We start from the raw sequence: 19949 nt of genomic DNA, 5'->3' as shown, positions 1-19949 counted from the left end.
CCACCCTTTTCTGCTAGAATTGACATATGATGAACCAGCAAGAACTGCGCGAGTGGGAGCGCCGCTGCATCCAGGAGGAACAGCCCTGGTGCCAGGCATCCTGCCCGATCCACGTGGACGCGCGCGCCTTCATGGAGCGCATGGCGGCGGGCGACGCGAGCGGCGCCCGCAAGATCCTGGAACGGACCATGCCCCTGCCGGGAATCCTCGGGCGCATCTGCGACCATCCCTGCGAGGCGCAGTGCAAGCGCAGGGAGGCAGGCGACCCGCTGGCCATCGGCGCGCTCGAACGCACGGCCATGCGGCTCGGCCGCCCCGGCCCCAAGCCGCTGGTCCTGCCCGCCAAGAACAAAAAGGCCGCGGTGGTGGGCCAGGGGCTGGCCGCCATGACCTGCGCCTGGGACCTGCGCCGCAAGGGCTACGCCGTGGTCATCATCGCCCCGGGCGAGCGCCTCGGCGGCCGCCTGCGCGGCCTGCCCGAGGAGCTTCTGCCCCCGGCCGAGCTCGACAGGGAGATCGAACGGCTTCTCGCCATGGGCATCGAGGCGCGCCTGGACCAGCAGGACGTGGCCGGGCTCACGGCCGAAGCCCTGCGCGGCGAGTTCGACGCGGTCTTCGCCGAGGCCCCCTCCCCGCTCTGCCCCGCGCGCCGCGGGGCAGTGGACCCCGTGACCCTGGCGGCATCCTCTTCCGATGACGGAATTTTCTGCGGCGGATGGACAGACGACGCCACGGGCGAGCCCTCGGCCATGGCCGAGGCGGCGGACGGCCGCCGCGCGGCCGCGTCCATGGACCGCTTCATGTCCGGCGCCTCGCTCACGGCCTCGCGCGAGCGCGAGGGGCCCTTCGAGACGCGGCTCTTCACCTCGCTCAAGGGCGTCGAGCCCCTGGCGCGCGTGGCCCCGGCCGACGAGGCCAAGGGCTACGAGGCCGGAGAGGCGAAGGCCGAGGCCGGGCGCTGCCTGAACTGCCAGTGCCTGGAGTGCGTCAAGATATGCGCCTATCTGGAGCGCTACCAGGGCTACCCCAAGAAGTACGCCCGCCTCATCTACAACAACGCGGCCATCGTCCAGGGCGTGCACCAGGCCAACAAGATGGTCAACTCGTGCAGCCTGTGCGGCCTGTGCACCGAGGTCTGCCCGGAGCGCTTCTCCATGGCCGACCTCTGCCGGACGGCCAGGCGCGACATGGTGGAGCGCGGCAAGATGCCGCCCACGGCCCACGAATTCGCCCTGGAGGACATGGCCTTCAGCAACGGCGAGGACTTCGCCCTGGCGCGCGCCGAGCCCGGCCAGGAGACGTGCAGCCACCTCTTCTTCCCCGGCTGCCAGCTCGCGGCCTCGCATCCGCACCACGTGCGCTCGGTCTACGCCTTCCTGCGCGGGCGCCTGTCCGGCGGCGTGGGGCTCATGCTGCGCTGCTGCGGCATCCCGGCCCGCTGGGCCACGCAGGACGAGCTTTTCGCCGACTCCCTGGCCGAGCTTCGCGCCGCCTGGGAGAAGCTCGGCCGCCCGCGCGTGGTGGCGGCCTGCTCCTCGTGCCTGGCCGTGTTCCGCGAGCAGGCCCCGGAGCTTCAGGCCGTCTCCCTGTGGCAGGTCCTCGGGGAGACCGGGCTGCCCGAGGGCGGCGGGACCAGGCCCGACGCCCCCCTGGCCCTGCACGACCCCTGCACCATGCGCCACGTGCCCGGTGTGCGCGAGGCCGTGCGCGCGGTGCTCGCGAAACGGGACATCCCCTACGAGGAGCTCGAGCTTTCCGGGCTCTATACCGAGTGCTGCGGCTACGGCGGCCTCATGGGCGCCGTGGACCCCTCCATGGCGCACGAGGTGGCCAGGCGCCGCACAGAGCTCAGCCCGCGCGACTTCGCCGCGTCCTGCGCCATGTGCCGCGACCGCCTCTCGGCCGAGGGCAAGCGCACCTGGCACGTCCTGGACTTCCTCTTCCCGCCCTCCGAGTCCGGCGAGGAGGCCGATCCCGCCTGGCGGGGGCCGGGCTTCTCCGAGCGCCACGAGCGGCGCGCGCGCCTCAAGGCCGCGCTGCTGCGCGACGTCTGGGGCGAGACGCCCCCCGAAGTCGAGCTGGAACAGGGCCTCAGGCTCGAGATCCCGCCCGAGGTCCAGGAGACCCTGGAGGAGCGCCGCATCCTGCGCGAGGACGTGGCGGCCGCGGTGGCGCGCGCCGAGCGCACGGGCAAGAAGCTCGTGGAGCGCGCGAGCGGCCGCTTCCTGGCCTACTTCCGGCCCCGCCGCGTGACCTACTGGGTCGAGTACGCGCGCGAGGGCGACGCCGTGGTCGTCTCCCGCGCCTGGTGCCACCGCATGGTGGTGCCCGGCTCCATGGACGACGGCGCGGCGGAGGGCAACGGGACGGACGGCGAGAAGAGGGCGAACACGACCAGCACGAGCATGGTCTACCTCCCCAAGTCCGGCGACTGGGCCTGCGCCTGCGGCAAGAGCGGGGAAGGCAGGACCATGGAGCCGCGCACCACGGAGGTCACCTACCTGGGCAGCGCGTTCGCCATCTCGCTTCTCTCCTGCCCGTCCTGCGGCATGGTGCTGGTGCCCGAGGCCCTGGCCGTGGGCAAGATGACCGAGGTGGAGCAGCTGCTGGAGGACAAGTGATGGACGCGGCGGTGCCGCTGTTCGCGCGCCCGGACTTCCAGCAGGCGGCGGGCGATGCCCTGCGGCCCGGCGGCACCGCGCTCACGACGCGGGGGCTGGAGCTGTGCGCGGGCATGGGAGACCTGCCCGCGGGCGCGCGCGTGGCGGACGTGGGCTGCGGCCGGGGAGCGAGCCTGGCCCTGCTGGCCGGGCGCGGGCTCTCGCCCGTGGGCCTCGACCTCTCGCCCGAGCTGCTCGGCCATGCGCGCGAACACGCCTGCGGCCGCACCAGTGGTCAGACGGCTATCCCCCTGCTGCGCGCCTCGGCCCTCTCCCTTCCCCTGGCCGCGCACAGCTGCGCGGCCGTGCTCTGCGAATGCGTCCTCTCGCTCCTTGGCGAGCCGGGCAGGGCGCTCGACGAATTCTCCCGCGTCCTCGCGCCCGGAGGGTTCCTGATCCTCACGGACCTCTACCTGCGCGCCCGGCCCGAGGCCGGAACGCGCCGCGCGGCGGGCTGCGCGGCCGGGGCCGCGCCCCAGGAGGAAATCCTCCAGCGCCTGGGCGCAGCCGGATTTACCGTCCGCCTCTTCGAGGACCACTCCCGCCTCCTGGCCGAGCTTGCGGGCCGCCTGCTCTTCGCCGGGCTCTCCCTGGCGGACCTGGCCCCGTCGCTCGGCACGGGGAGGACGGACGGCCAGTGCGGCTGCGCCGCCGGACGGCCGGGCTATTTCCTGTGCATCGCCGTTTCCCACGCGGCCGCCGCGGCCGGAACCGCGGCCCCCCGCCAGAAGGAGCACGCATGAGCGAGTACATGATGGACATCCTGCCCCTGGCCGGGCGGGGATACTGCTGCAGCCAGATCCTGGGCCTTCTGGCGCTCGGGGCCCAGGGCCGCGAGAACGCCGACCTGATCCGCGCGCTGGGCGGGCTGTGCCACGGCATGGGCCAGTGCGGCGCCACCTGCGGGGTGCTCACGGGCGGGGCCTGCGTCCTCTCCCTCTACCTCGGCAAGGGCGCGGACGACGAGACCGCCTCGGAGCGCGCCGACCTGGCCGTGTCCGAGTTCTACGACTGGTTCGGCGAGCGCACCGCGCAGTACGGCGGCATGACCTGCGCCGACATCCTGGGCGAATGCCCGGAGGGCAAGCCGGACGTGAGCCGCTGCGGCGAGCTCCTGTCCGACGCCTGGGGGCAGCTCCTGGCCATCCTGGCCGAGCAGGGCGTGGACCCCTCGGTGCCGCGCGAAGAATGAGCGCGCGCGAAATGACGGCGGAAACTCCGGGCGGGACGCCGGGCGAAGAAGTCCTTTCCGAGACGCAGAGCCTCTGCCCCGTCTGCCTGCGGCGCCTGCCCGCGCGGCGCGTGCTGCGCGGGGACGCCGTGTTCCTCGAGCGCGACTGCCCGGAGCACGGCCCCTTCAGCGTGCCGGTCTGGCGCGGCGGGCCGGACATGCGCTCCTGGCGCAGGCCCAAGAAGCCCTCCGCGCCGCTCAGGCCCGGCCCGGCAAGCGACGCCGGATGCCCCTACGACTGCGGCCTCTGCCCCGACCACGGCCAGCACACCTGCACCGCGGTGCTGGAGATCACGCAGCGCTGCAACCTGGGCTGCCCCATCTGCTTCGCGTCCTCGGAAACGGCCGACACGCCCGATCCGGACCTCGCCTTTCTGGCCGAGCGCCTGGTGCGGCTGCGCCGCGAGGCCGGGCAGTGCAACCTGCAGCTTTCCGGCGGCGAGCCCACGGTGCGCGAGGACCTGCCGGGGATCGTGAGCGCGGCGCGCGAGGCGGGCTTCTCCTTCGTGCAGCTGAACACAAACGGCCTGCGCCTGGCCCGCGAGGCAGGCTATGCCCGGCGCCTGGCCGAGGCCGGGCTGGTCTCGGTCTTCCTGCAGTTCGACGGCTCTGACGCGGCCTGCGCGGCCCTGCGCGGCCGCCCGCTGCTGGCCGAGAAGCTGGCCGCGATCGACGCCTGCGCCGCGGCCGGGCTCGGCGTGGTCCTGGTGCCCACCCTGGCGCGCGGGGTGAACGACCGCGAGCTCGGGACCATCCTGCGCCTGGCCCTGTCCCGCGCCCCGACCGTGCGCGGCGTGCATTTCCAGCCCGCGGCCTCCTTCGGCCGCTACCCGTGGGATACGGGGACGGCGGGGGCCGGAGGGCTGACCCTGCCCGAGGTCCTGGCCGGGCTCGCGGCCCAGACCGAGGTGCCGCTCGCGGCCGAGGACTTCCACCCGCCCTGCTGCGAGCACGAGCTGTGCTCCTTTTCCGCCACCTTCCTGCGCGGCCCGGACGGCCGCCTCGCCCTCCTGCCCGAGGGGGGCGGGTCGAGCTGCTGCTCCCCGCGCGAGGGGGAGATTTTCGGCGCCGCGCCCGAAGCGGCCGAGGGCGCGCGCAAGTCCAAGTCCTTCACGGCCCGGCAGTGGGCCGCGCCCGCGCCCGCAAGGCCGCTCACGGAGCTTTCCGACGACTTCGACCGCTTCCTGGCCGCGGCCGGGAGCGAGAACCGCTTCACCATCTCCTGCATGGCCTTCCAGGACGCCTGGAGCCTGGACCTGGAGCGGGTGCGCGGCTGCTGCATCCACGTGGCCGGGCCGGAAAGCGGGCTCATCCCCTTCTGCCTCTACAACCTGACCGCGGCCGACGGCCGCACCCTGTACCGGGGCCGAGCCGGTCGAGGCCGGACTGGTCGGGACGGGATCGGGCGGGGCGGAATCGGGCGGGGCGCGGCGCGATGACCTTCTTCCCGAGCCTGGACGCCTGGGTGGCGGAGCGAAGCGGCGTCTCCGGGCCGAACGGCGCGCCCGATCCCGCGGCCCTGGCCGCCTGGCAGCTGGCCGCGCTGCGCGCCACCCTGGCCTGGGCGCGGGAGAAGAGCCCGTTCTACCGCAACCACCTCGCCTCTCTGCCCCCGAACTTTCCCAGGACCCCCGAGGAAGTGGCGCAGATCCCCTTCACCACGCCGGACGACCTGCGCGAGGCGGGCGAGCACATGCTCTGCGTCCCGCAGGGCGCGGTGGCGCGCGTGGTGACCATCAGCACCTCCGGCACCACGGGCGGCCCCAAGCGCATCTTCCTCACGGACGAGGACGTGGCGGCCACGCTCGACTTCTTCAGCCAGGGCATGACCATGCTGGCGCGCCCGGGCGACGCGGTGCTCGTCCTCCTGCCCGGCCGCACGCCGGACGGCGCGAGCGACCTGCTGGCCCGGGCCACGGCCCGCATGGGCGCGCGCCCCCTGTTCGCGCCCGAGGGCTGCTCCCCGGCCGAGACCGCGCGGCTCCTGATCGACGCGGGCATCTCCTGCGTCGCCGCCCTGCCCCGGCAGGCGGCGGCCCTCATGGCCGATCCCTCGGCCCGCCAGGCCGGAAAGGGCCGGGTGCGGACCATGCTCCTCTCGGGCGAGCCCGTGGCGGACGAGCTGCGCGCGGCCGTGGCCGACGCCTGGGGCGCGGAGATCTTCGCCCACTACGGACAGACCGAGACGGGCTTCGGCGGAGGGGTGGAATGCTTGGCGCATCAGGGGTATCATCTGCGCGAAGCGGACCTTTTCTTCGAGATAGTGGACCCGGAAAGCGGCCTACCCCTGGGACAAAACGCCTTGGGCGAGGTCGTGGTGAGCACGCTGCTGCGCCGCGGCATGCCGCTCATCCGCTTCCGCACCGGGGACGCGGCGCGCATGCTCGCCGGGCCGTGCGCCTGCGGCAGCCCGCTTCGCCGACTCGGCGCGGTACAGGGGCGCATCGTGCGCGACGCCGCCGGGACGCGCATCATTCAGCCTGAAAAAGGAGCCGGACGACGTGGACGACCTTCTTTCGACCCTTGACGAGTGGCTGGCCGCGGGCGAGACCGTGGTCGCCGCGACCATAGCCACCAACGAGGGCTCCACGCCGCGCACCGCGGGCAGCAAGATGCTCGTGCGCACGGGCGGCCGCATCGCGGGAACCGTGGGCGGCGGGCTGGTGGAGGCCCAGGTCATCGAGGCCGCGCAGCGCGTCATGGACGAGGGCGGCGCGCGCCTCCTCGACTTCGACCTCACGGGCGAGATGGCCGCGGGCGCGGACATGATCTGCGGCGGCAAGCTGCGCGTCTTCCTGGAGCGCATCGAGCCGGGCGTCGGCGCCGGGCTCTTCGCGGAGCTGGCCGGACGGCTGCGCACGGGCGAGCGCTGCCTGCTCCTGACGCCGCTCTCCGGCGGGGAGCGCAGCCTGCTCGGCACGCGCGGCCCGGACGCGGGCGCCGCCCTGCCGCCCGAGATCGCCGAGGCCGCGCGCGCGGCGGGCGCCTCCATCCAGGCGCCCGTGCTCTTCGAGGCCTACGGGCGGCAGTGGTTCCTGGAGCCCTGGAGCTTCCCCGATCCGCTGTTCATCGCCGGGGCGGGCCACGTCTCCCGGCCCACGGCCGCAGTGGCCGTGATGGTGGGCTTTCGCGTCACGGTGCTGGACGACCGGCCCGACTTCGCGAGCCGCGAGCGCTTCCCCACGGCCCACGAGATCCTCGTGCCCGGGGACATGGCCCGCTGCCTGGACGGCGTCGAAATCGGCCCCGAGGCCTCGGTGGTCATCGTCACCCGCGGCCACGTGCACGACGCCTCGGTCCTGGCCCAGGCCCTGCGCACGAAGGCCGGATACATCGGCATGATCGGCAGCCGCAGGAAGCGCGACGCGGTCTACGACCGGCTGCGCGGCCAGGGCTTCACGGACGCGGACTTCGCGCGCGTGCACTGCCCGGTGGGCCTTTCCATCGACGCCGAGACCCCGGAGGAGATCGCCGTGAGCATCGCCGCCGAGCTGATACAGGAGCGGGCTCGGCGGAGAGGGCTGTGAGCCCCCGCTTCCACGCCGTGATCCTGGCGGCGGGGCTGTCCTCGCGCATGGGCGGCTTCAAGCCGCTCCTGCCGCTGGGCGGCGAGACGCTGCTCTCGCGCGCGGCCGGGCTGTTCCGGGAGGCGGGCGTCACGGAGATCACCGCCGTCGCGGGCCACCGCGCGGACGAGACCCTGGCCGAGGCCGGGCGCCTGGGCCTTGCCGGGATCGTGAACCCGGACTTCGCCGAAGGCATGTTCACCTCGGCCCGCGCGGGCCTCGCGGCCGTGCCGGACGGCGTGGACGCCGTCTTCGTGCTGCCCGTGGACATCCCCCTCGTGCGGCCCGCCACGGTGCGCCGCCTCATGGAGCGCTTCGCGGGCGCGGACAGGACGCGCGCCCTGACACCGAGCTTCGGCAGCGGCGCCGAGCCGGGCCACCCGCCGCTCATCCCGGCAGGGCTCGTGCCGGACATTCTCGCCTGGCAGGGCGCAGGCGGGCTTCGCGGCGCGCTCGAGGGCCTGGCCGCGAAAAGCGGCAGACCTCCGGCCGAGGCGCTGGAACTCGTGCCCGTGGCCGACCGCAACATCCTCTTCGACCTCGACCACCCGGACGACTACCAGGAGGCCATACGCCGCTGGCAGCGGCGCGGCGTGCCCACGCCCGAGGAGGCCGAGGCACTGCTGGACCTGCAGGAGGTGCCCGCCAAGGGCCGGGCGCACGCCCGGGCCGTGGCCGAGGCGGCCCTGGCGTGCGCCCGGGCGCTCGAGGCAGCGGCGGCGCGTCCGGACGATGCAAAAGAAGTTGCGGGAGACGCGGCCCTCGCCGACCTGCCGCCGGACAGCGGCCTGGACCACGAGCTGATCCTCGTCTCGGGCCTGCTGCACGACATCGCCAAGGGCCAGCCGCGGCACGAGCGCGCGGGCGGCCGCCTGCTGGACGACATGGGATTCTTCTCCGCCGCGCGCATCGTGGGCGCGCACCGCGACATCGCGCCCGAGGACGCGCCGCGCATCACCGAGCGCGAGCTGGTCTACTTCGCGGACAAGCTGGTGCGCTGCGACCGCTTCGTGGGCGTCGCGAGGCGCTTCCAGGAAAAGCTCGACCTGTTCGCGGGCGACGCGGAGGCCACCGCTGCCATCAGCCGCCGCCGCGCCAACGCCCTGGACATGCAGCGCCGCATCGAGGCGGCCGCGGGGCGCGACGTGGCCTCGATCCTCGCCGAGGTCATGGACGTCTCGGAGGCCGGGCCGTGCGCCTGACCGTCCATCTCCTGCGCCACGGCCAGACCGAGGTGCAGCGCCCCTGGCGCTTCCTGGGCCAGCGCGACGTGCCGCTCACGGAAAAGGGGCTGGCCCAGGCCGCTGCCTGGCGCGAGCCGCTCACCCGCGTCCCCTTCGCCCGCGTCTACTGCTCGGACCTCCTGCGCTGCCGCCAGACAGCGGAGGCGGCGCTCGACGGCCGCGCCGTCGAGGTGACCTACCTCCCCGGCCTGCGCGAAATAGACCTCGGCGCGTGGGACGGGCTGACCGCGGACGAGGTGCGGGAACGCTTTCCCGGCGAGTTCGACATGCGCGGCGCGGACATGGCCACGCACCGCCCCGAGGGCGGCGAGAGCTTCGCGGACCTCATGGAGCGCGCCACGGCAGCGCTCTCCTCCATTCTCGCGGAGCTGGAGGCGCGGCCGGGAAAGGAGCGCCACGCCCTGGTGATCTGCCACGCGGGCGTCATCCGCACGCTTCTCTGCCACGCCCTGGGCATGCCCGTGGACAACCTCTTCCGCCTGGACCTGGGCTACTGCCGCCGCTGCGTCCTGCAGTGGCGCGGCGACGGCCCGCACCTCCTGGCCTTCAACCAGGACGCGGCCGCCGCGCTCTGTGCTGCCGCCGACGAGCTGGACTGATCTCCCTCTCCCCGCGTCCCGGCCAAAGGCGCGAAAAAAGCCGGGAGAGGCATGACGCCTCCCCCGGCGGGAAGTTGTGCGGTGAGCGGGCGGTGAAGAGGTGGCTCAGCCGCCCACGATCTCGATGCGCTTGGGCTTCTCCTTCTCCCGCTTGGGCATGAAGATCTCGAGCACGCCGTTCACCAGATTGGCGGTGATGCGCTCGCGGTCCACGATGTCCGCCAGGGTGAAGGTGCGGCTGTACTCGCCGCCGCCGAACTCCACGGCCAGGTGCTTCTTCTTCTCGTCCGGCGGGTAGTCCACGCTGCCCGAGACGACGAGCTCGTTCTCGCGCAGGTCGAGGACCAGGGCTTCCTTGCTCACGCCCGGCAGGTCCATGAAGATGTGGAACCCGTCCTCCTTCTCGAGGATGTCGGTGGCCGGGCGCACGACGGGCAGCTTGCGTTCTCTTGCGTTGCTCATGGCTGCCTCCTTACGCGCCTTCGATGCTTATCTTGCGCGGCTTGACGCCTTCGGACTTGGGCAGGGTCACGGTCAGCACGCCGTTGACCAGGGTCGCCTTGATCTTCTCGCGGTCCACGGGCACGCCCAGGGTCACGATGCGCTGGAACGCGCCGGTCGGCCGCTCCTGGCGATAGTACTTGCCCTGCTCCACCTTGCGCTCGCCCTTGATGATCAGGCTCTTGTTGGTCAGGGAGAGGTCGAGTTCGGACATGTCCACGCCGGGAATCTCGGCCGCGACGATGATCGCTTCCTCGTCCTCGCAGATGTTGAGGGGCGGATAGGCCATGCCGCGGGACACGGGACCGTAGGGGCGCATGAATTCGGCCATGAGCCGGTCCATCTGCCGCGGCAGGTCGTAGAAGGAACTGAAGTCGATGACCATATGCGGAAGCCTCCTGTGGGTGTGGGACTATCGTGACACAGTAATAAAATTCCGTGCCGGATTGTCAACAGGAGACGATGCGTCCGAACCGCTTCATCCGCAGGCGGCGGGGTGGGCGCGGAGATTCTTCCCCCAAAGGCGGGACGCGGGGCGCCGGGCGGCGGGCGCCGGACCATGCGCGGCGCCCGCTTCGCCGGGACCGGTCGCGCGCGGCGGCTACTTCTTGGCCGAGGGACGCTTCGCGGGCCAGTCGGCCAGGGGGATGGCCTCCTCCACGAGCATCACCGGGATCTCGTCCACCACGGGATAGGCCACATTGCAGGCCTTGCAGATCAGGCCGTCCTGCTCCGGGGTCAGCTCGATGTCTCCCTTGCACTTGGGGCACACGAGGATGCTCAGGAGTTCGGTATTCAGGCTCATTTGACGCTCCTTTGAAATTGCGCGCACGCCTGCGCGGTGTGAGGCGCACCCTAGCCTGTCGGCCCGCTCGCTTCAAGGCCCGGCTTGCCGCCCGGGACTCCCTTGGCTATGTTCCGTGCATGAACGAAGAAAATCCCCCGCGCCCGGCGCGCTCCGCCGGGCAGGAGCCCGACGGTCGGCCCGACTCTCACCCCGGCAATCGGCCCGACACACGGCCCGACACACGGCCCGTGGACCTGCACACCCACTCCACGGCCTCGGACGGCACCTGCGCGCCCGCCGAGGTGGTGCGCCTGGCGCACGAGGCGGGGCTCGCGGCCGTGGCCCTGACCGACCACGACACCGTGGACGGGCTCGCCGAGGCCGGGGCCGAGGCCGCGCGCATCGGCATCGAGTTCGTGCGCGGCTGCGAGCTGGCCGCCAAGAGCACGCCCCGCACGGTGGACATCCTGGGGCTGTGGCTGCCCGAGGAGCCGGAAAGGCTCACCGGAGCCCTGGCCTGGCTCATCGAGATGCGCGAGGAGCGCAACCGCGAGATCATCCGCACGCTCGCGAAACTCGGCGTGCCCGTGAGCTACGAGGACCTGCTGGCCGAGGCCGGGGGCACCATCGGGCGGCCGCACATCGCGAAACTCTTAGTGCGCACGGGCTTCGCCTCCTCGGTGCAGGACGCCTTCGACGTCTTCCTCAAGCGCGGCGGCAAGGCCCACGTGCCCAAGACCGCGCTTTCCGACGAGGAGGCCGTGGAGCTCCTGAAATCCGAGGGCGCGACCGTCATCCTGGCCCACCCCGGCATCTACAACCTGTCCATCGGGGAGATCGAGCCGCTGGTGAAGCGGCTCAAGGGGCACGGGCTGGACGGCATCGAGGCCCGCTACACCGAGCACGCGGCCAACAAGACGCGCGAGTACCTCTGCCTGGCCGAGCGCCTGGACCTCGTGGTCTCGGGCGGCTCGGACTTCCACGGCTCCATCAAGCCCGGCATCCGCATCGGCGTGGGCAAGGGCAACCTGACCGTGCCGCACGCCGTGCTCGACGCCCTGAAGGAACACCGCGCCCGCCAGGGGCTGCCGGTTTAGCCGTCTCGGACGCCGCGCTTCAGAAACCCGCCTCTTCGGACGGCGCCTCTTCGGGGGCATTCTCGAAGGCGTCGTCGAGCAGCAGCGCGCGCAGCCCCCAGGGGGCCGAGGCGATCTCCCGCTCGCCGTAGGCCGTGGCCTGGGCCCGGATGACGCCCGAAGGCCCCCGGGCGAAGCGGTCCGCCAGGACATCCACCAGCAGCGCGCCCGTGGGCGTGATGATCTCCTCGTCCACTTCCGTGGGATAGACCGGCTTTCCGGCGAGCAGCTCCAGGACCGCGGGCGCGGGCAGGGGGAGCAGGCCGTGGGCGCAGCGGACCGTGCCCGTGAACCAGGGCAGGGGCGCGCACACGACCTCGTCGATGCCGAGCTCGTCCACGGCCCAGCAGGCCCCGGCCACGTCGACGAGCGTGTCCACGGCCCCGACCTCGTGGAAGTGCACCTCATGGACGGAGCAGCCGTGCACGCGGGCCTCCACCTCGGCCAGGCGGCGGAATGCCGCCTCGGCGCGGGCCGCGGCGCGCGGCGGGAGGCCGAGGCGCGCGGCGAGGCCGAGCAGGTCTTCGAGGTGGCGCAGGGGCTCGGCCCCGCGGCACTCGATGGACAGGCCGTGCCCGGCCACCGCGCCGCGCATGCGCGGCACCAGGGCCAGCCCGGCCGCTATGCCCGCCCGCGCGAGCATGGCCTGGAAGCGGGAGAGGTCGGCGCCGAGCGCGGCCAGGGCGGCGAGCAGCATGTCGCCCGCGATGCCGCCGCGAGGATCGAGAAAAAGGCGGGTTTGCACCTTTCTTTGCCGCATCGCCCCTCCAGGCCGGTTGAAAAAGCCCCCTGGCTGTGCCATAGGTCGAGACAGCGCAACCCTTTACCCGACAGTTGGAACCGCTACAAGGAGCCGTCCCCAATGCGCGTTAAAAGCTGGATGACCAAGGACGTCATCACCGTGAGCCCGGAAGAGTCCATGATGAAGGCCTCCAAGCTCATGAAGGACCATGACGTCAGGCGGCTGCCCGTCGTGGACGACAAGGGCCTGCTGCTCGGCATCGTCTCGGACCGTGACATCAAGGAAGCCTCGCCCTCCAAGGCCACGACCCTGGACGTGCACGAGCTGTACTACCTGCTCTCCGAGATCAAGGTCAAAGACATCATGACCAAGCCCGCCATCGCCCTCCACGTGGAAGACACGGTGGAGAAGGCCACGGTGATCATGAACGACCGCCGCGTGGGCGGCCTGCCCGTGGTGGACGACGCGAACAAGGTGGTGGGCATCATCACCGAGTCCGACATCTTCCGCGTCTACATCGACATCACCCGCGTGCGCGACGGCGGCGTCCAGATGGGCTTCAAGCTGCCCCGCACCCCGGGCGCGCTGAAGCCCATCATGCAGGAGATCACCGACCACGGCGCGAACCTGCTCTCCATCTTCACCGTCTACCCGCAGGGCGTGCCGCACAGAAACGTCTACATCCGCATCGCGGAGATGGAGAAGTCCGAGCTCAACAAGCTGCGCGAGAGCCTGGGCTCCAAGTACGAGCTGCTCTTCTGGCTGCGCGACAACGTCAATCCCGTCGTCCCGTAAAGGGCGCACGACGCGAGCTTCGAGCGGAGGGCCTTCGGGCCCTCCGTTTTTTTTGCCCTTCCGGCCGTGACCTTCCTCCCCCCGCCCGCGTATATGTCCATGAAATGAATCCGCCGGAACAGGACAGGGAAGACTCCGAGGCGGCTCTGCGCGTCCTGCGAGGGGAGCGCGAGGCCTTCGGCGCGCTCGTGGCCCGCTACCAGGGGCCGGTCTACCGGCTCATGCTGCGCTTCACGCGCGACGCGGAGACGGCCGCGGAGCTTTCCCAGGAGACCTTCCTCAGGGCCTTCCAGCGCCTCGCGCTCTTCGACCCGAAGCGCCGCTTCTTCCCCTGGCTCTACGCCCTGGCCCTGAACCTGGCGCGCGACCACGCGCGGCGCTCGCCCGGCCGCTTCGTTCCCCTCGCGCCCGACGCGGACGTCGAGCTGCAGGCGGCCGGGGACTGCGATCCCGCCCGGGCCGTGGACGCGACGCGGATCAAGGCCGCCCTGCGCGACCTGCCCGAGGGCTACAGGGAGGCGCTGGCCCTGCGCTACCTCGAGGACTTCTCCCTGCAGGAGGTCGCCCAGGCCATGGACCTTACCCTGTCCGGGGCCAAGATGCGGGTGCATCGCGGCCTGGCAATGCTTCGCAAACGTTTCGGGGAGGAGGAGCCATGATGCCCAAGCCCCATGACGAACACGCGGCCCCCGGCTGCACCGCCGGTTCCGAAGACTTCGAGGACCTCGAAGGGATGCTGCGCGGCCTGCCGCGCGAGGAGCCCGGAGCGGACTTCGCCGCCAAGGTGATGGAGCGCGTGGCCGCGCTGCCCGCGCACAAGGCCCCCGCATCGCCCGCATCGACCGACGCGCGGGGCGCGCGCCTGCGCCGCGAAGGCCCCCTCGTGCGGGCTGCGCGCTGGCTGTGCCGTCCGCGCACCTTCAGCCTGAGCCCGCTGCAGGCGGCCGCGGCCGCGCTCTGCCTGGTGCTGGCCGCGGGCCTCGCCCTGCGACACGGGACAGGCCCCACGACCGCCCTTAAGCAGGGGCTCGTGCCCGTGCACTTCGTGTTGGCCGCGCCCGGCGCGCAGAGCGTGGCCGTGATCGGCGACTTCAACGGCTGGAACGGCCGGGGCTGGGAGATGCGCCGCGACAAGGCCGGGATGTGGGTGCTCAGCGCCTCGCTGGCCCCGGGCAGCCACGAGTACGTCTTCCAGATCGACGGCCGGGCCACGCGGCCCGATCCCGCGGCCTCCTTCAGCAAGGACGACGGCTTCGGGGGCGTGAACTCCGTGCTCCTCGTGCGAGGCGGAAATGGCAAGGCGATCTAGCCTGCTCGTCGCCGCGGCGCTTCTTGCCGCGCTCTGCCTGCAGCCTCCGGCCGCGCGCGCGCAAGGCCTCGACGCCGCTGCCGGGCAGGCCGCGGAGGCCGGGGTGCCCGCCTCGGCCGTGGCCCGCGTGCGCGGCGCGGTGGAGGCGGGCGCGCTGGGCCGCGAGGACGGCGCCGCCGTGCTCGCCGAGCTCGCGCGGGCCTCGGGCGAGGGGCTGCCCGTCGCCCCGTTCGCCGCCAAGGTCGAGGAAGGGCTGGCCAAGGGCGTTTCCGGCCCGGCCATCGTGCGCGCCCTCGACGCCAAGCTCGCGGACTACGCCTTCGCCCGGCAGGCCCTGGCGGCCAACGGCCGCTCCCCGGACGCCGAGGCCGTGGCCGCGGCGGGCGAGAGCCTGCGCCAGGGGCTCTCGCGCGACGAGCTGTCCGCCCTGGCCGCCGTGCCGGGGAACGCGGACGCGGCCATGGTCGCCCGCGCCGCGCACATCAAGGCGCTGCTGGACGAGATAGGCTTCTCCCGCGAGGCCTCCGCCGGGCTGCTGGGGGAGGGCCTCGCCAGGGCCAGCCTCGCGCCGTCCTGGCTTTATCTTTCCAAGGTCGTGCTCAAGGCGCGCGAGAAGGGCGTCTCGGACGCCCGCCTGGCCCAGGCCGCGCGCGACGCGCTGTCCGGCACGGGCAGCTTCAACGAATTCATGCAGGACATCGGCTTCACCACCCGCAACCTGCGCGGCGCTCCCGGCGAGAGCGGAACGCGCGACTGAGCCGTTGTGACCATTTCCCCAGCCGTGCGTATATCGGAGAAGAATCCATGAAACATACAGGCCGAAAGATGCAGACCGCCCTTCCCCTCATAGCCGTGCTCCTGCCCGTGCTCCTCCTCGCGGGCTGCGCCACGCTCCAGGGGCAGTACTACCTGAACTCCCGGCAGTACGACGAGGGCGCCAGGATTTTCGGCAAGAAGCTCGCCGAGTCGCCCGACGATCCGCAGGCCAACTACTACATGGCCCGCTTTGAGCTCGCCTCCGAGCACCCGGCCAAGGCCCTGCCCTTCATCAAGAAGGCCGTGGCCCTGGACCCGAAGAACGCGGACTACCGCTTCTGGGAGGGCGTGACCTGGTGGGCCCTGATGGAGCCCGACAAGGAGCGCGCGGCCTACGAGCAGGCCCTGGCCATCGACCCGCGCCACGAGGGCGCGAACCTCTACCTGGGCCACAACTCCCTGGACCGGGGCGACAACGCCAAGGCGCTGGAATACTACGACAAGGTTCTCGACTTCGATCCGCACGAGCCCCAGGCCATGTTCAACAAGGCGGTCGCCCTCGAGCGGCTGCACCGCACCAGGGAGATGCGCGCCGACCTGCTGGCCTACCTGGAGCTCTATCCCGACGGCGCGCAGGCCCGGCAGGGAGCCGAGATGCTCAACGAGGCAGGCGACTTCTCCTGGCGCAACCACGCCGTCGGCCGCCGCACGGTGACCCTGCAGGCCATCGACTTCAGCCCCAAGAAAGCCATCCTCACCGAGGACGCCCAGGAATCCCTGGATGTGATCGGATCCATCATGTCCGACAAGAAGGACCTGGAACTCGACGTCGTCGCCTACGTCAAGGGCGACGACGCTCTGGCCCGCGAGCGGGCGCTCAGCGTGAGGAACTACATAACCCGGATGTACCCGGGGGTTTCCCCCGACCGGCTCGCCCTGAGCTGGTTCGGCGCGGCCGAGACAGTGCACGTGAACGGCGCGCGCCACGACCTTCCCCAATCAGTGAACCTCTTCACCAGGGTCGCCAAGTGACCGGCGAAGAGTACAGGAGAACGACCATGCGTACCCCAATGCGCATCCTCATAGCCGCCGCGTGCCTCGCCTCCCTGCTGAGCCTGCCCCTGCTCGTCCGCGCCCAGGACACGACCACGGGCACGACGACCGGCACGACAGACGGCAGCACGACCGGCGACAGCGGCTCCACCACCGGAACCACGGCCGGGACCACTCCCGGCGACGACACCGGCACGCAGACCTCCTCCTTCAGCAACGCCGCCCAGGCGCAGCATGCCGAGAACCTGGCCGAGTCCTACGCCGCGGCCACCGATCCCGCCGTGGCGGCGGCGGCGCAGAACGTGGAGAGCGCGCAGCAGGCGCTCGACGCGGCCATCGCCGGCCAGGACCAGGCGGCCATCGACGCCGCCCGGGCGGAGCTCGACACGGCCAGGTCCGCCTATGCCTCGACCCTCTCCGAGGCCACGGGCGTCGCCGTGGCGGACATCTCCTCCATGCGCGCCGCGGGCATGGGCTGGGGCCAGATAGCGCACGAGCTCGGCGTGCAGCCGGGCGTGCTCGGCCTGGGCAGGAGAAACCGCGCGCAGACCCAGGAACAGACGCAGGATCAACTGCGGGATCAGACGCAGACCCGGACGCAGGCAAAGACCAGGACGCAGACCCAGGCGAAGAGCCGCAACCGCGCCATGGACGCCTACTCCTCCACGGCACGCAACACCAAGACGGGACGGTCCGACATTCCCGGGGCCATGACCGACAGCGACACCCTGACCAACGGCAAGGCCATCGGCCTCGCCCGCGCCTCGTCCAAGTCGGCCGGGGGCTCTTCCTCCTCCAATGCCGGAGGCAACGGGAAGGGCAATTCCGGCGGCAGCCACGGCAACGCCGGCGGCAACGGCAAGGGCAACGGCAACAGCGGCGGCGGCAACGGCAATGCCGGCGGCAACGGCAACGGTAATGGCAACGGCAATGGAGGCGGCAGGAACTGATCCCCCCCTCGACATCCTGCCGCCTTCTTCCCCCCTGGGCGCGGAGCCACCCCCCCGGCTCCGCGCCCTTTCCCGTTCCCCCTGTGCCGCGGTCGTTTCGCGCCTGGAATTGACGAAAACATGCGCAAGCATATAAAAATTCTTGCTTTTACCAGCTGCAGTGATAGGCAGTGACAAAAGCCGGTTCAGAGCCCGGCTCCGAAGGAAACGCACCAGAGCACGCATGCACACGCACGGAACGCACATCGAGCAGATTCTCCGCACCATCGAAGGCCTGAACCACCTGAGCGACATGGACGCCATCCTCGACGCGATCCTGCGCGAGGCCCGCGCCCTGACGGACGCGGACGCCGGGACAATCTTCCTGGCCGAGGACGGGCGACTGACCTTCGCCTACCTGCACAACGACACCCTTTTCGGCCACGGCAGGAACACGGGCGTGAGTCCGGAGACCTACCGCAGCGACACCCTGCCCATCGACAACCAGTCGGTGGTCGGCTACGCGGCGCTCTCCGGCACGCCGCTCGTCCACGACGACGTCTACGCCCTGGACCCGGGCCTGCCCTACCGCTTCAACTCGAGCTTCGACGAGAAGAGCGGCTACCGCACCCGCTCCACCCTGACGCTGCCGCTGCGCACCTTCGGGAACAAGCTCGTGGGCGTCATGCAGCTCATCAACGCCAGGGGAGAGAACGGCCAGGCCGTCCCCTTCACCGCGGAGCACCGCGCCCTCGTGCCCATCTTCGCCCAGCACGCTGCCGGGGTCGTGGAGCGCGGCCGCACCACGCGCGAGCTCATCCTGCGCATGACGCGCATGGCCGAGCTGCGCGACCCGGCGGAGACCGGGGCGCACGTGCAGCGCGTCGGCGCGGTCTCGGCCGAGCTCTACCACCAGTGGGCCCTGGACCACGGCGTGCCGCTCGAGGAGATCCGCCGCTACAAGGACAAGCTGCGCATCGCGGCCATGCTGCACGACGTGGGCAAGGTCGGCATCCCGGACATCATCCTGCGCAAGCCCGCGCGCCTCTCGGACGACGAGTACGGCCTCATGAAGCGCCACACCGTGTACGGCGCGCGCATCTTCGCCGACGACCACAGCGAGCTCGACGCGCTGTGCCGCGAGGTTGCCCTGCGCCACCACGAGCGCTGGTCCGGCGGAGGCTACCCCGGCAGGCTCGACGACATCTTCGCGGACGAATACACGGGCCTTCCCATGCGCGGCGAGGCCATCCCCCTGGCCGCGCGCATCACCGCCCTGGCGGACGTCTACGACGCCCTGGTCAGCCCGCGCTGCTACAAGGACCCCTGGCCCGAAGAGCGCGTCTTCGAGCACATCCGGGCCGAGTCCGGCCGCCACTTCGATCCCGGGGTGGTGGACGCCTTCTTCGAGGTCTACCCGGTCATCCGGGCCATCCACACGCGCTTCCGCGACGCGGAGTAGCTTCCGGGGCGCTCGACCCCCGATGCGGGGGCCTGACGCGGGCCGGACGATATCCCGGGGCACATATGTTGCATCCTTCTGACCGGCACAGGCCAGGAGGAAAAACATGCCCCCCAGCATCTCCCCATACGCTGACACTTTCGGCGCGGCCTTCGCGACCGGCTCCCTCGGGATCTCGGCCGCCGGGAACCGCGGACGCACTCAGACCACGGCCCTGTTCTCGCTCCCGGACGACGGGACGGACGGCGGGACCGATGTCGGGACAGGCGGCGGAGCGGGCGGCGGCTCCGCCGCTCCCGGCCGGTCCGTTGCCGCGCAGACCGTTTCCGCCCAGACGGCCAGCGGACAGTTCGCCTTCGGCCCCCTGGCCGCGGCGGCGGGTCTTGTGGCGGCTCCCGCATCCCTGTTCCCCTCCGCCTCCTCCGCCTCTTCCGGCGATGCCGCGTCCGGCGATTCCGCCGACTCGGCAGACTCGGACGCGAGCGGCGCGAGCGCGGAGGCCGCCTCGGCGGAGGACGCCGAGCGCCAGGCCAGGGCCGCCTTCCTGCGCCTGTACATCGAGACCTGCGGCGCGCCCGAAGAGAAGAACGCCGAGAACGACGAACCGCCCGACGACGAGGACGAGAAGAAGAAGCTCAAGCGCGCCTCCAAGCTCTCGTCCGTGATCGAGGACCCGGACAACCCGGGCGCGGTCAAGGTGGTGGTCTACCAGAAGGGCCAGGACGGGAAGTACCACGTCAGCCGCGTGCACGAGTGCGACCCGGACGGGGACGGGGACGAGAAGAAGAAGGCCGCCCCGGGCGAGGCCCCGGGAAAATCCCCGGACAAGAACGGCGCGACGAAGGGCGTGTCCGGCACGACGGCCGATAAAACCGGCGCCGACAAAACCCGCAAGGACGAAGCGGTCTAGTGTGACGTCCGCAAAATACGCAAAGCCGTATTCTGCGGCAGATCGCTGCGCCGAAAACGTGGTTTTCTGCTTGCTCACGCCGCCGTCGGCGGCGGAACCGTGCATTCGCCCGGTTCATGTGTCGCGTACGACGACTGCGCAGCATATCGACTCTTTTCATGGACGCGACACTAGCGTTTTCCTCCCCGCCCTTGCCCCGCTGCCCCAGGTGCGCTAATCTGGCGGGAAGACCGGAAATCCTTCTTCCCGACGAACCTTCGGAGGCGCGC

Annotated in this window: 21 protein-coding genes; 17 read left to right on the top strand and 4 right to left on the bottom strand. The window is 71.7% G+C overall.

The window, feature by feature from the left end; all coding sequences use genetic code 11:
* The first annotated feature begins 26 nt into the window (after positions 1 to 26).
* The 8 genes from DSX2_RS11435 to DSX2_RS11400 are packed head-to-tail and all read left to right on the top strand — an operon-like array spanning position 27 to position 9300.
* Positions 27 to 2621, top strand: a complete 2595-nt coding sequence (locus DSX2_RS11435; RefSeq protein WP_020880792.1) for a pyridine nucleotide-disulfide oxidoreductase/dicluster-binding protein — start codon at positions 27 to 29, stop codon at positions 2619 to 2621.
* Entirely contained in the window at positions 2621 to 3403 is a 783-nt protein-coding gene (trsM, locus tag DSX2_RS11430) for a DVU_1556 family methyltransferase (protein WP_020880791.1), read from the top strand. The genes DSX2_RS11435 and trsM overlap by 1 nt, the downstream gene beginning before the upstream one ends.
* Positions 3400 to 3852, top strand: a complete 453-nt coding sequence (locus tag DSX2_RS11425) for a DVU_1555 family C-GCAxxG-C-C protein (RefSeq protein WP_020880790.1) — start codon at positions 3400 to 3402, stop codon at positions 3850 to 3852. The genes trsM and DSX2_RS11425 overlap by 4 nt, the downstream gene beginning before the upstream one ends.
* A gap of 11 nt (positions 3853 to 3863) precedes the next feature.
* Positions 3864 to 5330, top strand: coding sequence for a radical SAM (seleno)protein TrsS (gene trsS, locus DSX2_RS11420; protein WP_152512927.1), 1467 nt, complete (start codon positions 3864 to 3866; stop codon positions 5328 to 5330).
* Positions 5327 to 6418, top strand: coding sequence for a DVU_1553 family AMP-dependent CoA ligase (locus DSX2_RS11415; RefSeq protein ID WP_020880788.1), 1092 nt, complete (start codon positions 5327 to 5329; stop codon positions 6416 to 6418). The genes trsS and DSX2_RS11415 overlap by 4 nt, the downstream gene beginning before the upstream one ends.
* On the top strand, positions 6393 to 7418 hold the full coding sequence (locus DSX2_RS11410; protein WP_020880787.1) for an XdhC family aldehyde oxidoreductase maturation factor: 1026 nt from the start codon (positions 6393 to 6395) through the stop codon (positions 7416 to 7418). Before DSX2_RS11415 ends, DSX2_RS11410 begins: the two co-directional genes overlap by 26 nt.
* On the top strand, positions 7415 to 8659 hold the full coding sequence (locus tag DSX2_RS11405) for a DVU_1551 family NTP transferase (RefSeq protein WP_020880786.1): 1245 nt from the start codon (positions 7415 to 7417) through the stop codon (positions 8657 to 8659). Before DSX2_RS11410 ends, DSX2_RS11405 begins: the two co-directional genes overlap by 4 nt.
* The gene (locus DSX2_RS11400) at positions 8650 to 9300 is read left to right on the top strand and encodes a histidine phosphatase family protein (protein ID WP_020880785.1); all 651 of its coding nucleotides are present in this window, start codon (positions 8650 to 8652) and stop codon (positions 9298 to 9300) included. Before DSX2_RS11405 ends, DSX2_RS11400 begins: the two co-directional genes overlap by 10 nt.
* Positions 9301 to 9405: 105 nt before the next feature.
* On the opposite strand, the gene DSX2_RS11395 is transcribed toward DSX2_RS11400, so the two are convergent.
* The 3 genes from DSX2_RS11395 to DSX2_RS11385 all read right to left on the bottom strand — a co-directional run bounded on the left by DSX2_RS11395 (position 9406) and on the right by DSX2_RS11385 (position 10606).
* Positions 9406 to 9762 (bottom strand): Hsp20/alpha crystallin family protein, encoded by a 357-nt coding sequence (locus DSX2_RS11395; RefSeq protein ID WP_020880784.1) that lies wholly within the window; start codon positions 9760 to 9762, stop codon positions 9406 to 9408.
* A 10-nt stretch (positions 9763 to 9772) separates the two neighbouring features.
* The gene (locus tag DSX2_RS11390) at positions 9773 to 10186 is read right to left on the bottom strand and encodes an Hsp20/alpha crystallin family protein (RefSeq protein WP_020880783.1); all 414 of its coding nucleotides are present in this window, start codon (positions 10184 to 10186) and stop codon (positions 9773 to 9775) included.
* Between the two features lie 216 nt (positions 10187 to 10402).
* Positions 10403 to 10606 carry a Trm112 family protein gene (locus DSX2_RS11385; protein WP_020880782.1) on the bottom strand — a complete coding sequence of 68 codons (204 nt, stop codon included), beginning with the start codon at positions 10604 to 10606 and terminating at the stop codon, positions 10403 to 10405.
* A gap of 230 nt (positions 10607 to 10836) precedes the next feature.
* Here DSX2_RS11385 and DSX2_RS11380 point away from each other — a divergent pair, with 230 nt between their 5' ends.
* Positions 10837 to 11685 (top strand): PHP domain-containing protein, encoded by an 849-nt coding sequence (locus tag DSX2_RS11380; protein WP_035042009.1) that lies wholly within the window; start codon positions 10837 to 10839, stop codon positions 11683 to 11685.
* Positions 11686 to 11704: 19 nt separating this feature from the next.
* On the opposite strand, the gene larC is transcribed toward DSX2_RS11380, so the two are convergent.
* Positions 11705 to 12469, bottom strand: coding sequence for a nickel insertion protein (gene larC, locus DSX2_RS11375; RefSeq protein ID WP_236615112.1), 765 nt, complete (start codon positions 12467 to 12469; stop codon positions 11705 to 11707).
* Between the two features lie 117 nt (positions 12470 to 12586).
* Here larC and DSX2_RS11370 point away from each other — a divergent pair, with 117 nt between their 5' ends.
* The 8 genes from DSX2_RS11370 (at position 12587) to DSX2_RS17645 (ending at position 19680) form a co-directional block, all read left to right on the top strand.
* Positions 12587 to 13261, top strand: coding sequence for a CBS and ACT domain-containing protein (locus tag DSX2_RS11370; RefSeq protein WP_020880779.1), 675 nt, complete (start codon positions 12587 to 12589; stop codon positions 13259 to 13261).
* A 104-nt stretch (positions 13262 to 13365) separates the two neighbouring features.
* A complete protein-coding gene (locus DSX2_RS11365; protein WP_020880778.1) occupies positions 13366 to 13920 on the top strand; it encodes an RNA polymerase sigma factor in 555 nt (184 codons plus the stop codon).
* Complete coding sequence (locus tag DSX2_RS17655) at positions 13917 to 14570, top strand: glycogen-binding domain-containing protein (protein ID WP_020880777.1); 654 nt, start codon at positions 13917 to 13919, stop codon at positions 14568 to 14570. Before DSX2_RS11365 ends, DSX2_RS17655 begins: the two co-directional genes overlap by 4 nt.
* Entirely contained in the window at positions 14554 to 15327 is a 774-nt protein-coding gene (locus tag DSX2_RS11355; protein WP_020880776.1) for a hypothetical protein, read from the top strand. The genes DSX2_RS17655 and DSX2_RS11355 overlap by 17 nt, the downstream gene beginning before the upstream one ends.
* 47 nt (positions 15328 to 15374) lie before the next feature.
* Positions 15375 to 16358, top strand: a complete 984-nt coding sequence (locus tag DSX2_RS11350) for a tetratricopeptide repeat protein (RefSeq protein WP_020880775.1) — start codon at positions 15375 to 15377, stop codon at positions 16356 to 16358.
* 26 nt (positions 16359 to 16384) lie between these two features.
* A complete protein-coding gene (locus DSX2_RS17650; protein ID WP_020880774.1) occupies positions 16385 to 17329 on the top strand; it encodes a hypothetical protein in 945 nt (314 codons plus the stop codon).
* Between the two features lie 223 nt (positions 17330 to 17552).
* A complete protein-coding gene (locus DSX2_RS11335) occupies positions 17553 to 18770 on the top strand; it encodes an HD domain-containing phosphohydrolase (protein ID WP_020880773.1) in 1218 nt (405 codons plus the stop codon).
* A gap of 106 nt (positions 18771 to 18876) precedes the next feature.
* Positions 18877 to 19680 (top strand): hypothetical protein, encoded by an 804-nt coding sequence (locus DSX2_RS17645; protein ID WP_020880772.1) that lies wholly within the window; start codon positions 18877 to 18879, stop codon positions 19678 to 19680.
* The last annotated feature ends 269 nt before the right edge of the window (positions 19681 to 19949 follow it).

It is taken from the genome of Desulfovibrio sp. X2 (genome assembly GCF_000422205.1).
GTDB lineage: Bacteria > Desulfobacterota > Desulfovibrionia > Desulfovibrionales > Desulfovibrionaceae > Alkalidesulfovibrio.
This window is presented reverse-complemented; position numbering and strand designations above follow the sequence as displayed.

Excerpts from the sequence above, each read along its gene's own strand:
- DSX2_RS11335 (WP_020880773.1), top strand. The coding sequence starts at position 17,553 with ATGCACACGCACGGAACGCACATCGAGCAGATTCTCCGCACCATCGAA.
- DSX2_RS11415 (WP_020880788.1), top strand. The coding sequence starts at position 5,327 with ATGACCTTCTTCCCGAGCCTGGACGCCTGGGTGGCGGAGCGAAGCGGC.
- DSX2_RS11385 (WP_020880782.1), bottom strand. The coding sequence starts at position 10,606 with ATGAGCCTGAATACCGAACTCCTGAGCATCCTCGTGTGCCCCAAGTGC.
- DSX2_RS17650 (WP_020880774.1), top strand. The coding sequence starts at position 16,385 with ATGCGTACCCCAATGCGCATCCTCATAGCCGCCGCGTGCCTCGCCTCC.
- DSX2_RS11395 (WP_020880784.1), bottom strand. The coding sequence starts at position 9,762 with ATGAGCAACGCAAGAGAACGCAAGCTGCCCGTCGTGCGCCCGGCCACC.
- DSX2_RS11370 (WP_020880779.1), top strand. The coding sequence starts at position 12,587 with ATGCGCGTTAAAAGCTGGATGACCAAGGACGTCATCACCGTGAGCCCG.
- DSX2_RS11425 (WP_020880790.1), top strand. The coding sequence starts at position 3,400 with ATGAGCGAGTACATGATGGACATCCTGCCCCTGGCCGGGCGGGGATAC.
- DSX2_RS17655 (WP_020880777.1), top strand. The coding sequence starts at position 13,917 with ATGATGCCCAAGCCCCATGACGAACACGCGGCCCCCGGCTGCACCGCC.
- DSX2_RS11350 (WP_020880775.1), top strand. The coding sequence starts at position 15,375 with ATGAAACATACAGGCCGAAAGATGCAGACCGCCCTTCCCCTCATAGCC.
- trsS (WP_152512927.1), top strand. The coding sequence starts at position 3,864 with ATGACGGCGGAAACTCCGGGCGGGACGCCGGGCGAAGAAGTCCTTTCC.
- DSX2_RS11435 (WP_020880792.1), top strand. The coding sequence starts at position 27 with ATGATGAACCAGCAAGAACTGCGCGAGTGGGAGCGCCGCTGCATCCAG.
- DSX2_RS11390 (WP_020880783.1), bottom strand. The coding sequence starts at position 10,186 with ATGGTCATCGACTTCAGTTCCTTCTACGACCTGCCGCGGCAGATGGAC.
- DSX2_RS17645 (WP_020880772.1), top strand. The coding sequence starts at position 18,877 with ATGCCCCCCAGCATCTCCCCATACGCTGACACTTTCGGCGCGGCCTTC.
- trsM (WP_020880791.1), top strand. The coding sequence starts at position 2,621 with ATGGACGCGGCGGTGCCGCTGTTCGCGCGCCCGGACTTCCAGCAGGCG.
- DSX2_RS11365 (WP_020880778.1), top strand. The coding sequence starts at position 13,366 with ATGAATCCGCCGGAACAGGACAGGGAAGACTCCGAGGCGGCTCTGCGC.
- DSX2_RS11355 (WP_020880776.1), top strand. The coding sequence starts at position 14,554 with ATGGCAAGGCGATCTAGCCTGCTCGTCGCCGCGGCGCTTCTTGCCGCG.